This is a genomic window from Mycobacterium sp. pW045, assembly GCF_041287085.1.
GTDB lineage: Bacteria > Actinomycetota > Actinomycetes > Mycobacteriales > Mycobacteriaceae > Mycobacterium > Mycobacterium algericum_A.
In genome coordinates this window covers 58,024-72,099 of sequence record NZ_JBGGKU010000009.1, presented here as the reverse complement: position 1 = coordinate 72,099, position 14,076 = coordinate 58,024, and the positions used below count along the sequence as shown (strand labels likewise).

Below are 14,076 nucleotides of genomic sequence, written 5' to 3'. Positions count from 1 at the left end.
GTTACCGCCGGACGTACAGGCGCAGCGTCACGTACGCGGTCGCCCCGGCCATCGCCGCTCCCAGCAACAGCAGGATCGGTGAGATGTAGAGGATGTCGGCGTAGTCGATACGGGCGATCAGATGCGCTTGATAGAACTGGCTGAGCGCGTTGTCGAGGAACAGTGCCCGCACCACGATCAATCCGACCACCGCGATGATCACACCCACGGTGGCAGCCAGCACCGCCTCCAGCAGGAACGGCAACTGCGTGTACCACCGACTGGCCCCCACCAGACGCATGATCGACACCTCGGTACGCCGCGTGTAGGCGGCGACCTGAACCATGTTGGCGATCAGCAACACCGCCCCCACCGCCTGCACCAGGGCGATGGCGAACGCCGCGCTGGACAGTCCGTCGAGCACGGCGAACAACCGGTCGATCAGCTTTTTCTGATTGAGCACGCTGAGCACACCGGGCTGATCGGTCATCGCGGCGTCGAAATCCGTGCTCTGCTCGGGGTTTTCCAGTTTGACGATGAACGACGCCGGGAAGGAGTCCTTGCTCGCCACATCCTTGAACTCCGGGAACTTGCGGATGGCGTCGGCGTAGGCGTCGTCGGAGTTCAGATAGCGCACCGACTTCACGTCGTCGCGGTTCTCGATCCGCTCGCGCAGTGCTTTGCAGGCCTGCGCTTCGCAGTTCGGGTCGTCGGCAGCGACGTCGGCGTTCAAGAACACCTGCGATTCCACCCGGTCCAGGTAGATATTGCGGGACTGGTCGGCCAGCCGCACCACCAGCAGACCGCCACCGAACAGCCCGATCGAGATCGCCGTGGTCAGGATCATCGCGACCGTCATGGTGACGTTGCGGCGCAGCCCGGTCAGGACCTCGTTGAAGAGGAAGCCAAAGCGCACGTCAGCGATCCATCCCGTAGACACCGCGCTGTTCGTCACGGACCAGCCGGCCCAGTGACAGCTCGACGACGCGCTGGCGCATCGAGTCGACGATGTGGTGGTCGTGGGTCGCCATCAGCACCGTCGTCCCGGTTCGGTTGATGCGCTCCAGCAGATCCATGATGTCCTCACTGGTCTCCGGGTCGAGGTTGCCGGTCGGCTCGTCGGCCAGCAGCACCAGCGGCCGGTTGACGAACGCCCGGGCGATCGCCACCCGCTGCTGTTCACCGCCGGACAGCTCGCCGGGCAGCCGGTTGGCCTTGCCGGACAACCCGACCATCTCCAGCACCTCGGGGACCACCCGGTTGATCATCTCCGGCTTCTTGCCGATCACCTCGAGCGCGAACGCGACGTTTTCGAACACCGTCTTCTGTTGCAGCAGCCGGAAATCCTGGAACACACAGCCGAGCACCTGCCGCAGGCTCGGGATGTGCCGGCCGGGCAGTTTGTTGACGTGGAACTTCGACACCTGAATGTCGCCCTTGGTGGGGGTCTCCTCGGCCAGCAGCAGCCGCATGAACGTCGACTTGCCCGAACCCGACGGTCCGATCAGGAAGACGAACTCACCCTTGTCGATCTTGACGCTGACATTGTCCAGTGCCGGACGGGCCGACGATTTGTACTGCTTGGTGACATGGTCGAGCGTGATCATCACGGCACGCAGTGTAGCCGTGCGGCGCGGTGTCCCCGGTCAGGCCACATGCTAGGGCAACGCCGGCTGCGAGGTCGCCGGCCCGGGCGGAGCCGGGGGCATGGGCACGCCGGGCGCCACCGGAGCCGGCGGTGAACCCGGTGGCGGGCTCTGAGCGGGTTGCTCCGGCGGGGTCGGCGCCAGCGGCGGACACAGCGGCGGGCAGAACGGGAACCCGGGTTCCGGCGTCGGGGTTGGCGGTTCGTCGGGCGGTTCGGTCGGATTGGTCGTCTCGGTGGTCGGCGCCGGGGTCTCGACCGTCGTCGTCGGTTGCTGCACCCTGGTGCGCGGCACCCAGGTGTAGGCCGGGTCGGGGATGAAGCCGGGCGGCACCACCTGGGGCGCGGCCGGCGGCGTCGGCTGCGTGCGGTAGGTGTCATACACCCACCACACCAACACGAACGCGATGATCAACAGCACGGTGGAGGTGCGGACCCGGCCGTTGAACAGCTGCGCCGGCCAGCGCCACCGCCGGCCGTCAGGGCGCGCGACCTGCGGATCGGACTGGCGGGCCGTCACGGCGTCTCCACCGGCTGCACGTCGCCGGCAGTGACGACGCCGGCCGAGGCGAGCGCCCGCACCACCTGGATGCGCAGCCGGCGTCCCACCTCGAACTGTTTGCCGGGCAGCGTGCGAGCCACCATCCGCAGATGGACGACACCGAGTTCGATGCTCTCCACCCCCATCATCGACGGCGTGTCCAACAGCAGATCTCGCAGCGGCGCGTCGGCCTCCATGGCGTTCTCACACACCTGGTGCAGCACCTCGTTGACCCGGTTCAGGTCGGCGCTGGTGGGCACCGGGATGTCGACGACGGCACGCGCCCAGTCCTTGGACAGGTTCAGCGACCGGACGATATTGCCGTTGGGCACCGTGAAGACCTCCCCGTCGGCGGTGCGCAGTTTGGTCACCCGCAGCGTCACGTCCTCGACAGTGCCCAGCGCCTCCACCGACGCCCCGATCATGCTCAGCTGCACCAGATCACCGAACCCGTACTGCCGCTCGGTGATGATAAAAAATCCGCTGAGCACGTCCTGCACCAGCTTCTGGGCGCCGAAACCGATCGCGCCGCCGATCACCGCGGCCGGCCCCACCAGCGATCCGACCGGGATGTCGAGTATCCCGGTGATCTGTACGGCCACCACCACGCACAGCATCACCACCGACACCCAGGAGATCACCGAGGCCACCGCCTGCCGATGCTTGGAGGCCTCCGAGCGCACCAGCGCATCACTGGTCTGGAAGCCCAGTTCCAGCCGTCGGGTGACCCGGCGCGCCGCCCAGGTGATGAACCGCGATGCCAGCACCGCCCCGATCAGCAGCAGGACGATCCGCAATCCCTTGTCGATGAGCCACTGGCCGATCTCACCGCTCCACGCGTCGTGCCAGCGCTGTCCCGGGGAGAAGGCCAAAACCATGGGTTCAGTCGCCTTCTGGCCGGTTGCGCCACCGGATTCCGGCTTCCAGGAACCCATCGATGTCGCCGTCGAGCACCGCGGCCGGGTTGCCGACCTCATATTCGGTGCGCAGGTCCTTCACCATCTGATAGGGGTGCAGCACGTAGGACCGCATCTGGTTGCCCCACGAACTGCCGCCGTCGCCCTTGAGCGCGTCGAGTTCGGCGCGTTCCTCGGAACGCTTGCGCTCCAACAGCTTGGCCTGCAGCACCCGCATCGCCGACACCTTGTTCTGCAGTTGGGACTTCTCGTTCTGGCAGGTAACCACGATCCCGGTCGGGACGTGGGTCAGGCGCACCGCGGAGTCGGTGGTGTTCACCGACTGCCCGCCGGGCCCGCTGGAGCGATACACGTCGACGCGAACATCACCTTCGGGAATGTCGATGTGGTCGGTGGTCTCCACCACCGGCAGCACCTCGACCTCGGCGAACGACGTCTGCCGGCGGTTCTGGTTGTCGAACGGGCTGATCCGCACCAACCGGTGGGTGCCCTGCTCCACCGACAGCGTGCCGTAGGCGAACGGGGCGTGCACCGCGAAAGTCGCGCTCTTGATCCCCGCCTCTTCGGCGTAAGAGGTGTCGAACACCTCGACGCCGTAGTTGTGCTTCTCGGCCCACCGGATGTACATCCGCATCAGCATCTCGGCCCAGTCGGCGGCGTCCACCCCGCCCGCGCCGGAGCGGATGCTGACCAACGCCTCGCGTTCGTCGTACTCGCCGGACAGCAGCGTGCGGACCTCCATCGCCTCGACGTCTGCCCGCAGCGACGCCAGCTCGGCGTCGGCCTCGGCCAGCGCGTCAGCGGCGGCCTGGCCGTCCTCCTCGGCCGCCAGCTCGTAGAGCACCGGCAGGTCATCGAGGCGGCTGCGCAGTTCCTCCACCCGGCGCAACTCACCCTGGGCATGCGACAGCTCACTGGTGACCCGCTGGGCGCGGGTCTGGTCGTCCCAGAGGTTGGGGTCGGACGCCTCGTGTTCGAGTTTGTCGATGCGGCTGCGCAGCCCATCGACGTCAAGCACCCGCTCCACCGTGGTCAAAGTGGCGTCGAGGGCGGCGATGTCGGACTGGCGGTCGGGTTCCACGTTTATCGAGGTTACCGGCGCCGGTTGCGAGTCGACCTCTAGCATCGGGGATACGCGGGTGCGTGCATGTTTTCCCGACAGGAAAGAAGGTTCGAGGATGCGGCCCTACCACGTCGCGATCGTCGGCTCTGGGCCATCCGGGTATTTTGCCGCGGCATCGCTGCTCAAACTGGCGTCGGGGGGTGAGGTCGACGTGCGCATCGACATGCTGGAGATGCTGCCCACGCCATGGGGTCTGGTGCGCTCGGGGGTGGCGCCCGATCATCCGAAGATCAAATCGATCAGCGCGCAGTTCGAGAAGACCGCGGCCGATCCGCGGTTCCGGTTCTTCGGCAACATCGCCGTCGGCGAGCACGTACAGCCCGCGGAACTCGCCGAACGCTACGACGCGGTCATCTACGCCGTGGGCGCCCAGTCCGACCGGCACCTGGGCATTCCGGGCGAAGACCTGCCCGGCAGCGTTGCGGCCGTCGACTTCGTCGGCTGGTACAACTGCCACCCGCACTACACCCACATGGCCCCGGACCTGACCGGTAAGCGCGCGGTGGTGATCGGCAACGGCAACGTGGCCCTGGACGTGGCACGCATCCTGGTCAGCGACCCTGAAGAACTGCGCGGCACCGACATCGCCGACCATGCGCTGGAGTTGCTCGAACCGCGCGGTATCGAAGAGGTGGTCATCATCGGCCGGCGCGGGCTCTTGCAGGCCACTTTCACCAGCCCGGAACTACGCGAACTGGGCGAGATGAAAAGCCTCGAGAACGTCGACGTGGTGATCACGCCCGAGGAGCTGGCCGGAATCACCGAGGCCGACGTCGAAGCCGCCGGCAAACACGCCAAGGCGAACTTCAAGGTGCTCAGCGGTTACGTCGGCCGCGAACAGCATCCGGGCAACCGCCGGATCGTGTTCCGGTTCCGTACCTCCCCGATCGAGATCCGCGGCGAGGGCCGGGTCCAGGAGATCGTGCTGGGCCGCAATGAGCTGGTCACCGACGAAGACGGCAGGGTCAGCGCCCGCGACACCGGGGAGCGCGAGGTGCTGCCGGTCGATCTGGTGGTGCGGGCGGTCGGCTACCGCGGGGTGCCGACGCCGGGTCTGCCGTTCGACGAGCGCAGCTGCACCATTCCGCACACCGACGGCCGTATCGAGGGCACCCGCAATCAGTACGTGGTGGGGTGGATCAAGCGCGGCCCCTCGGGGGTGATCGGTTCCAACAAGAGCGACTCGCAGGCCACCGTCGACAGGCTCGCCGCCGATCTGGCCACCCGGGCAGCAGCGGCCGAGCTGCCCGATGTCGACGCCGACCATGACGTGCAGCTGCTCAAGTGGCTGATGTCCCGCCAACCCGAGCTGGTGACCAACGAGCACTGGCAACTGATCGACGCCCACGAGCGGTCCACCGGGGAGCCGCACGGCCGGCCCCGCATCAAGCTGGTCAGTGTCGCCGAAATGCTGCGGGTCGGGCGCGGCTGAGCCCGGTCACTGCCCGGTCAGGTTCCAGTTGTCGGGGTTGCGGGGCGAATACACCACCGGCAGCAGGTCACCGATGCTCGGCCAGTTGGCCACGTCGACCGCGAGCCGCTGGTAGACCTCGTGCTCATCGACCGTGGGCCCCTTGATGACGCCGGTGATCGTGACGTACTGCGCCCCTTCGGCGTCGGGGCGGGGGCTGACACCGGTGATCAGCAGGGTGCCCTGTTGCGCCTCGCTGCCGGGCCCCGGCCGGAAGAACCGCGGTGCCACGAACACCGCCAGAATCGCCAGCAGCAACAGCAGCGCCCAGATCTCCCACATCAGCTCATGGTAGGACTTTCGCCATGGCGCAGATCAACGACAATCTCGACTCCCGTCTCGGCGACGACCTGACCCTGGCACTGACCCTGGCAGACCGGGCGGATGCGATCACCCTGGCCCGGTTCGGCGCGCTGGACCTTCGCGTCGACACCAAGCCGGACCTCACCCCGGTGACCGATGCCGATCAGGCGGCCGAGACCGCGCTGCGCGAGGTGCTCGCCGCCGAACGACCCGACGACGAGATCCTCGGCGAGGAGTTCGGCGGCAGCGCTTCGTTCGCCGGACGCCAATGGATCATCGACCCCATCGACGGCACCAAGAACTTCGTGCGCGGGGTGCCGATCTGGGCCACCCTGATCGCGTTGCTGCACGACGGCGTGCCGGTCCTTGGGGTCATCAGCGCTCCGGCGCTGCACCGGCGGTGGTGGGCCACCAGCGGCCAGGGCGCGTTCGGGTCGGTGGCCGGCGGCCCGCAGCGCCGGCTGTCGGTGTCCTCGGTAACCGATGTGGACTCGGCGAGCCTGACGTTCGCCGGACTGAACCTGTGGGCGGCGCGCGGCCTGCGGGAGCAGTTCCTGGGCCTGACCGAGTCGGTGTGGCGGGCCCGCTCCTACGGTGATTTCTGGGCGTATTGCCTGGTCGCGGAGGGGGCTGTGGATGCCGCCGTCGAACCCGCGGTGTCGGTGTGGGATCTGGCCGCCGTCGACATCCTGGTTCGCGAGGCGGGCGGAGCGTTCACCGACCTGTCGGGCAATCCGGGCCCGCACGGCAACTGCGCCGTGGCGGCCAACCCTGCCTTGCATGCGCAGGTGCTGGCCGCCTTGACCCCGGGATAGTCCGCAGCCGCCGGGCCCATTGAGGACTTCGTCACACCTTACTGTCGAGTCATCTTACTTCGGAGTAAGGTGGTGTCATCGATTCTTCCTTTTTCAGTGAGGCTCTGACATGACTGACACTGCATCCGCCGCCCCCGGCTCGAAGAAGAAGCGGTCCGGACGATCGAGCGCCATCGGCCTTGACAAGCCGAAGCGCACCCCGATCGCCGCCGCCCTGGCCCTGGTCACTCCGCTGGTCAGCCAGCCCTTCCTGGACCGGCACAACCTGCGCGACCCGCTCAACCGCAGCCTGAACTACGGCGTCAAGGCGGTGTTCTCGACGGCCGGCGCGGCCACCCGCCAGTTCAAGGCGGTGCAGAACCTGGGCAAATCGCCGGTCCGGCTCAAGGCCAGCGGCAACGACTACTTCGACCTGACGCCCGACGACGAGCAGCAGATGATCGTCGACACGGTCGGCGAGTTCGCCGCCGAGATCCTGCGCCCGGCCGCCCACGACGCCGACGAGGCCGTCGACTACCCGCGGGAGCTGATCGGCAAGGCCGCCGAGTTGGGCATCACCGCGATCAACATCCCGGAGGACTTCGACGGCATCGCCACGCACCGTTCTGCGGTCACCAATGTGCTGGTCGGTGAGGCGCTGGCTTACGGTGACATGGGTTTGGCGCTGCCGATCCTGGCGCCCGGCGGCGTGGCCGCGGCGTTGACCCATTGGGGCAGCGCCAGCCAGCAGGCCACCTACCTGCCGGAGTTCGCCGGCGAGAACGTGCCGCAATCCTGCGTGGCGATCGCCGAGCCGCAGCCGTTGTTCGACCCCACCGCCTTGAAGACGACGGCGGTGCGCACCCCCAGCGGCTACCGGCTCGACGGCGTCAAGTCGCTGGTGCCTGCGGCCGCCGACGCCGAGCTGTTCATCATCGGCGCCCAGCTCAACGGCAAGCCGGCGCTGTTTTTGGTGGAGTCGTCCGCCAACGGGCTGAGCATCAAGGCCGACCCGAGCATGGGCGTGCGGGCCGCCGCGCTGGGCCAGATCGAGCTGAAGAACGTATCGGTGCCGCTGAGCGCCCGGCTGGGCGAGGACGAGGCCAGCGATGCCGACTACTCGGAGGCCATCGCGCTGTCGCGGCTGGGCTGGGCGGCGTTGGCCGTCGGCACCAGCCACGCGGTGCTCGACTACGTGATGCCCTACATCAAGGAGCGCGAGGCATTCGGTGAGCCGATCGCCCGCCGCCAGTCGGTGGCGTTCATGTGCGCCAACATCGCCATCGAACTCGACGGGCTGCGGCTGATCACCTGGCGTGGCGCTGCCCGGGCCGAACAGGGGTTGCCGTTCACCCGGGAGGCCGCGCTGGCCAAGCGGATCGCCGCCGACAAGGGCATGCAGATCGGCTCCGACGGCGTGCAACTGCTCGGCGGCCACGGCTACACCAAGGAGCACCCGGTCGAACGCTGGTACCGCGACCTGCGGGTGCTCGGCGTCGCCGAAGGCGTCCTGGTCATCTAGCCCCAACACTTCGACTACCGATCCGAAAGACTTGTCATGGCAATCAATTTGGAACTCCCCAAGAAGTTGCAGGCGATCGTCGAGATGACGCACGCCGGCGCCGCAGAAATGCTGCGCCCGATCTCGCGCAAATACGACCTGGCCGAGCACGCCTACCCGGTGGAGCTGGACACCCTGGAGACGCTGTTCGACGGTGTCTCCTCGGTGGATAACTCCGGGATGGCCAGCGCCACTGAGGCTTTCCGCAGCGGCGATGAGACGGCCGGCAACCGCAACGGTGCCAACATGGCAGCGCTGCTGCAGGTGCTGGAGATGAGCTGGGGCGACGTCGCGCTGATGCTGTCCATCCCCTACCAGGGGCTGGGCAATGCGGCGATCTCCGGCGTGGCCACCGACGAGCAGCTCAAGCGGCTCGGCAAGGTGTGGGCGGCGATGGCGATCACCGAACCCAGCTTCGGCTCGGACTCGGCAGCGGTGACGACCACGGCCAGGCTGGACGGCGACGAGTACGTGCTCAACGGCGAGAAGATCTTCGTCACCGCCGGCTCCCGGGCCAGCCACATCGTGGTGTGGGCGACGCTGGACAAAAGCCAGGGCCGCGCGGCGATCAAGTCGTTCATCGTGCCGCGTGAGCACCCCGGCGTCATCGTCGAGCGCCTGGAGCACAAGCTCGGCATCAAGGCCTCCGACACCGCGGTGATCCGGTTCGACAACGCCAGGATTCCGGCCGGAAACCTGCTCGGCAGCCCGGAGATCAACACCGAGAAGAGCTTCTCGGGGGTCATGGAGACCTTCGACAACACCCGCCCGGTGGTGGCCGCGATGGCCGTCGGGGTGGCTCGTGCCGCGCTGGAGGAGCTGCGCAACATCTTGACCAAGGCCGGGGTGGAGATCGACTACGACAAGCCCGCCCACGTCCAGCACGCCGCCGCCGCGGAGTTCCTGCGCATGGAGGCCGACTGGGAGTCGGCGAACCTGCTGACACTGCGGGCGGCCTGGCAGGCCGACAACTCGATCCCGAACTCCAAAGAGGCGTCGATGGCCAAGGCCAAGGCCGGCCGGATGGCCACCGAGATCACGCTGAAGGTCGTCGAGCTGGCCGGCACCGTGGGCTACTCCGAGCAGACCCTGTTGGAGAAGTGGAGCCGCGACTCGAAGATCCTCGACATCTTCGAGGGCACCCAGCAGATCCAGCTGCTGGTGGTGGCCCGCCGGCTGCTGGGCCTGAGTTCGGCCGAGCTGAAGTAACCCCTTCGGCGAGCAGACGCCAAGGCCCCCATTTCCGTCCGGATTTGGGGGCTTTCGCGTCTGCTCGCGGCACTGACGAGCCCCTTGCCTCCGAGCAAAACCAAAAGTAATGTTGCTTTTACTTTCAAGTGACTGGTCTGGGGGCCGCCGATGGAATCCTTCGTTCACCTGCGCAAAGGCGTCACGCCCAAGCGCGTTCACGCTGACTTGGACGGGCTCAAGGACGACGAACTGGGCCGCGGCGGCTTCACCGGCCGGACCGCCAACATGTACCGGCGCCATGATCCGACCGCCTACCGGGCCGCGGGCCCGCTGCGGCCGATCGACGTGCTGGCCCCCCAACTCGAACCGGCCGACGCCGCCGACCCGGCGGGGCATCCGCTGCTGTTGTTCCACAACGACGACTGCGCCATCTCGCTGTCGCGGCGCTCCGCCGAGATGCCGTTTCACGTCCGCTACGTCGACGGCGACCTGCTGTGCTTCGTACACACCGGCTCTGGACGACTTGAGACCGAGTTCGGTCCGCTGAACTACCGCGAGGGCGACTGGGTCTATCTGCCCAAGGCGACCACCTGGCGCCAGTTGCCCGCCGCCGAGACCACGATGCTGATGATTCAGGCCACCGATGAGTTCCGGGTACCGCCGCCGGGTCCGCTGGGCCGGCACTTCCCGTTCGACCCGTCACAGGCGGTCATCCCCGAGCCGGCCCCCATCGACGACGATGGACGCGACGAGTACGAAGTACGGCTGCTCCATGAGGGCGGCCCGACAACGCTGTACTACCAACACAATCCGATCGATGTGGAGGGCTGGCGCGGCGACAATTTCGCGTTCACCTTCAACATCGCCGATTACAACGTCGTCACCTCCGACAGCCTGCACCTGCCCCCGACGGTGCACCTGTTCATGCAGGCCACCGGGGTGTACGTGATGAACTTTCTGCCCAAGCCCGCCGAGGGTGTACCGGGCACCGAACGCACCCCCTGGTATCACCGCAACGTCGACTACGACGAGATCGCCTTCTTCCATGGCGGATCGCTCTACGGGATACCGATGCCGCCGGGCCTGATCAGTCACGCTCCGCAGGGCGTGCACCACGGCGCCCCGGAAAAGGCCCGCGAGCGCGCCCGGCGCAAATTCAACGACTACCAGCGTGTCGACTGGCAGGTCATCGCCATCGACACCCGACGACGACTCACCCCGTCACCGCAAGTTCTCGCCGCCGACCTGGGACAGCACGCATGACCGCCAAGCACGACTACGAACGCATCCCCTATCTCATTGCCTACCAGAATAATTCCGGCGTCCGCGACGTCTACGGCGGCGTGGCCGAACTGGTGGTGCTGGAGAGTTATCTGCTGCGGCCCAAGGACACCCGCAGCGACACCGTGCTGGTGTTCATGCACCCGATCGGCGGTGGCGCCTACCTGCCGATGGTCAACGCGCTGGCCCGCGCCGGGCATCACGTCATCTACTGCAACAGCCGATTCCGCGGCACCGACTCCGCACTGCTGATGGAGAAGGTGGTCGAAGACCTCGGGGAATGCCTCAAAGACGCCAAGAATCGGCTCGGCTATTCCAAGGTGGTGCTGGCCGGCTGGAGCGGCGGCGGCTCACTGTCGCTGTTCTACCAGCAGCAGGCGCAGCATCCCACGGTGACCTCCAGCCCGTCCGGCGACGGCCCCGACCTGACCAAGCTCGGGCTGATCCCCGCCGACGGCGTCATGCTGCTGGCCGCGCACATCAGCCGGCACGGCACCATGACCGAATGGCTGGACGCCTCGATCCTCGACGAATCCGACCCCACCAAGCGGGATCCGGAGCTGGATCTCTACAACCGCGACAACCCCAACCAGCCGCCGTACACCGCAGAGTTCCTCGACCGCTATCGGGCCGCCCAGATCGAGCGCAACCGCCGGATCACCGCCTGGGTCAAGGCGAAGCTGGCCGAACTTCAAAGCAGCGGTCGCCCGGATGACGAGTTCGCGTTCGTGGTGCACGGCACCATGGCCGATCCGCGCTGGCTGGATCCGACGGTCGACCCCAACGACCGCACCCCGGGCAGCTGCTATCTGGGCGATCCGCAGGTGGTCAACATGAGCCCGGTCGGGCTGGCGCGGTTCTGCACGCTACGCAGCTGGCTGTCGCAGTGGAGCTACGACGACGCCAACGGTGATGGACTGGACTGCGGCCGTGACATCGCGGTGCCCGCGCTGGTGATCGGGAACATGGCCGACGACGCCTGCACCCCCAGTCACACGCGCCGGCTGTTCGAGGCCATCGGGCACCCAGACAAGGAGATCCACGAAATCGCCGGTGCCAACCACTACTACGCCGGCCCGGATCAGCGGCCGGCGCTGCGTCAGGCGGTGGCGACCGTCACCGATTGGCTGAACCGGCACGACTTCGTAGGCTCGTCGGTATGACGTCCACGACCGGAGCACTTGACGGCATCCGGGTCATCGAGCTCGGCACGCTGATCTCCGGGCCGTTCGCCGGGCGCCTGCTCGGCGACATGGGCGCCGAGGTCATCAAGGTCGAGCTACCGGGCAAGCCCGACCCGCTGCGCACCTGGGGGCAGGCCGAGGTCGACGGGCGCCACTTCTTCTGGACCGTGCACGCCCGCAACAAGAAGGCCGTCACGCTCGACCTGCGCACCGAGCGCGGCCGAGAGCTGTTCCTGGAGCTGATCGAGCACGCCGACATCGTCGTGGAGAACTTCCGGCCCGGCACGCTGGAACGCTGGGGGCTGGGATTCGACGTGTTGCGCCGACACAACAACGGCATCATCCTGGTGCGGGTCTCCGGCTACGGACAGACCGGGCCGGACGCCCACAAGGCCGGGTACGCCTCGGTCGCCGAGGCGGCCAGCGGGCTGCGGCACATGAACGGCTTCCCTGGCGGTCCCCCGCCGCGGCTGGCGCTCTCGCTGGGCGACAGCCTGGCCGGCATGTTCGCCGTCCAAGGCGCACTCGCCGCCCTCTACCGGCGCACGGTCACCGGCGAGGGCCAGGTGGTCGATGTCGCACTGACCGAATCCTGCTTGGCCATACAGGAATCCACCATCCCCGACTACGACGTCGGCGGCGTGGTGCGCGGGCCGTCCGGCACCCGCCTGGAAGGCATCGCCCCGTCGAACATCTATCAGTCAGCCGACGGCAGCTGGGTGGTGATCGCCGCCAACCAGGACAGCGTGTTCGCCCGGCTGTGTCAGGCGATGGGCCGGTCCGAACTGGCGACCGACCCGCGGTTCGCCGACCACGTGGCCCGCGGCCGCAACCAGGACGAGCTCGACGCGATCATCGGCGAATGGGCCGCACAGCGTAAACCCGACGACATCATCGCGACGCTGAGCGACGCCGGGGTGATCTCCGGGCCGATCAACACCGTCGCCGAGGTGGTCAACGACCCGCAGCTGCGGGCCCGCGGCATGCTCGCCGAGCACTGGGACGAAGGCGCCGAGCGCACGGTGCTGGGCCCCGGCATCGTCCCGGTGCTCTCGGACACCCCGGGCCGGATCCGTACTGCCGGCTCGGCTCGGCCGGGGCAACACAACGACGAGGTCTACGGCGACCTGTTGGGCAAGACCGCCGCCGAACTGGACGGCCTGCGCGCCGAGGGGGTGTTGTGATACCCGACAAGGTCGAGATTCGCGAGGTGGCGCTGCGCGACGGGCTGCAGATCGAGCAGCCGGTCCCGTTGCGCGCCAAACTCGAACTGCTGGACGCCATCGCCGCCACCGGAGTACGCGAAGTCGAGGTCACCTCGTTCGTCTCCCCCACCAAGGTTCCCGCCCTGGCCGATGCCGCCGAACTCGCCGCCGAGCTGTGGCGCTACCCCGACCTCGAGTTCTCCGCGCTGGTCGCCAGTCCGGGTGGCGCCGCCCGGGCGGTGGCCGCCGGCCTGACCTCGATCGAGTACGTGGTGTGCGCCTCGGATTCGTTCAGTTCGGCCAACGTCGGCAGGCCGACCGCCGACGCCGTTGCGGCGATCGGCGACATCGCTGGCACCGCCCACGACGCCGGCGGGTCCATCGAGGTCATCATTGCTACGGCGTGGGACTGCCCGTTCGACGGACCGACACCGGCGCGGCGCGTCACCGACATCGCCGAGTCGGCGGTCGCGTTCGGCGTCGACCGGCTGGCGATCGCCGACACGATCGGCACTGCCACCCCGCGCCGGGTCAGCGACCTGATTGCCACGGTGCAAGGCATCATCGGCGACACACCGCTGGGGGCGCACTTCCACAACACCCGTGGCGCCGGTCTGGCATGCGCCTACGCTGCGGTTCAGGCGGGCATCACCCGGCTCGACGCGTCGGCCGGCGGCCTGGGGGGCTGCCCGTTCGCACCCGGCGCCACCGGCAACATCGCCACCGAGGATCTGGTCTACCTGCTGGGCGACTGCGGGATCGACACCGGCATCGACCTGCAGGCCGCCATCGCCGCCGCACGCGTGGCCAGCTCGGTCGTCGGCCATGGTCTGCCCAGCGCGTTGCTGGCCGCCGGAGACCGGAAACGGAACTGACCACCA

Annotated in this window: 14 protein-coding genes; 8 read left to right on the top strand and 6 right to left on the bottom strand. The window is 67.9% G+C overall.

Translation table 11 applies throughout. From position 1 onward, the window contains the following. Position 1: 1 nt before the first annotated feature. The 5 genes from ftsX to prfB are packed head-to-tail and all read right to left on the bottom strand — an operon-like array spanning position 2 to position 4,163. Complete coding sequence (gene ftsX / locus ACAG20_RS15405) at positions 2-895, bottom strand: permease-like cell division protein FtsX (RefSeq protein ID WP_370493187.1); 894 nt, start codon at positions 893-895, stop codon at positions 2-4. 1 nt (position 896) lies between these two features. Beyond that, positions 897-1,586, bottom strand: coding sequence for a cell division ATP-binding protein FtsE (gene ftsE / locus ACAG20_RS15400; protein ID WP_041318390.1), 690 nt, complete (start codon positions 1,584-1,586; stop codon positions 897-899). 51 nt (positions 1,587-1,637) lie between these two features. After that, positions 1,638-2,144, bottom strand: a complete 507-nt coding sequence (locus tag ACAG20_RS15395; RefSeq protein ID WP_370493186.1) for a hypothetical protein — start codon at positions 2,142-2,144, stop codon at positions 1,638-1,640. Continuing rightward, positions 2,141-3,043, bottom strand: coding sequence for a mechanosensitive ion channel family protein (locus ACAG20_RS15390; RefSeq protein ID WP_370493185.1), 903 nt, complete (start codon positions 3,041-3,043; stop codon positions 2,141-2,143). Before ACAG20_RS15390 ends, ACAG20_RS15395 begins: the two co-directional genes overlap by 4 nt. Positions 3,044-3,047: 4 nt before the next feature. After that, a complete protein-coding gene (gene prfB / locus ACAG20_RS15385; RefSeq protein ID WP_370493184.1) occupies positions 3,048-4,163 on the bottom strand; it encodes a peptide chain release factor 2 in 1,116 nt (371 codons plus the stop codon). Between the two features lie 97 nt (positions 4,164-4,260). Between prfB and ACAG20_RS15380 the strand changes: the two genes are divergently transcribed. After that, positions 4,261-5,637 (top strand): FAD-dependent oxidoreductase, encoded by a 1,377-nt coding sequence (locus ACAG20_RS15380; RefSeq protein WP_112686911.1) that lies wholly within the window; start codon positions 4,261-4,263, stop codon positions 5,635-5,637. Between the two features lie 6 nt (positions 5,638-5,643). On the opposite strand, the gene ACAG20_RS15375 is transcribed toward ACAG20_RS15380, so the two are convergent. Beyond that, positions 5,644-5,958, bottom strand: a complete 315-nt coding sequence (locus tag ACAG20_RS15375; protein WP_112686913.1) for a hypothetical protein — start codon at positions 5,956-5,958, stop codon at positions 5,644-5,646. 23 nt (positions 5,959-5,981) lie between these two features. Here ACAG20_RS15375 and hisN point away from each other — a divergent pair, with 23 nt between their 5' ends. The 7 genes from hisN (at position 5,982) to ACAG20_RS15340 (ending at position 14,070) form a co-directional block, all read left to right on the top strand. Then, positions 5,982-6,794 (top strand): histidinol-phosphatase, encoded by an 813-nt coding sequence (gene hisN, locus ACAG20_RS15370; RefSeq protein WP_370493183.1) that lies wholly within the window; start codon positions 5,982-5,984, stop codon positions 6,792-6,794. 109 nt (positions 6,795-6,903) lie between these two features. After that, positions 6,904-8,295 (top strand): acyl-CoA dehydrogenase family protein, encoded by a 1,392-nt coding sequence (locus tag ACAG20_RS15365; protein ID WP_370493182.1) that lies wholly within the window; start codon positions 6,904-6,906, stop codon positions 8,293-8,295. Between the two features lie 36 nt (positions 8,296-8,331). After that, positions 8,332-9,543: an acyl-CoA dehydrogenase family protein gene (locus tag ACAG20_RS15360; RefSeq protein ID WP_370493181.1), complete on the top strand. Its 1,212-nt coding sequence runs from the start codon at positions 8,332-8,334 to the stop codon at positions 9,541-9,543. Between the two features lie 150 nt (positions 9,544-9,693). After that, complete coding sequence (locus ACAG20_RS15355; protein WP_370493180.1) at positions 9,694-10,788, top strand: homogentisate 1,2-dioxygenase; 1,095 nt, start codon at positions 9,694-9,696, stop codon at positions 10,786-10,788. Then, on the top strand, positions 10,785-11,969 hold the full coding sequence (locus ACAG20_RS15350) for an alpha/beta hydrolase family protein (RefSeq protein ID WP_370493179.1): 1,185 nt from the start codon (positions 10,785-10,787) through the stop codon (positions 11,967-11,969). Before ACAG20_RS15355 ends, ACAG20_RS15350 begins: the two co-directional genes overlap by 4 nt. Further along, on the top strand, positions 11,966-13,174 hold the full coding sequence (locus tag ACAG20_RS15345; RefSeq protein WP_370493178.1) for a CaiB/BaiF CoA transferase family protein: 1,209 nt from the start codon (positions 11,966-11,968) through the stop codon (positions 13,172-13,174). Before ACAG20_RS15350 ends, ACAG20_RS15345 begins: the two co-directional genes overlap by 4 nt. After that, complete coding sequence (locus tag ACAG20_RS15340; protein WP_370493177.1) at positions 13,171-14,070, top strand: hydroxymethylglutaryl-CoA lyase; 900 nt, start codon at positions 13,171-13,173, stop codon at positions 14,068-14,070. Before ACAG20_RS15345 ends, ACAG20_RS15340 begins: the two co-directional genes overlap by 4 nt. Positions 14,071-14,076 lie beyond the last annotated feature (6 nt).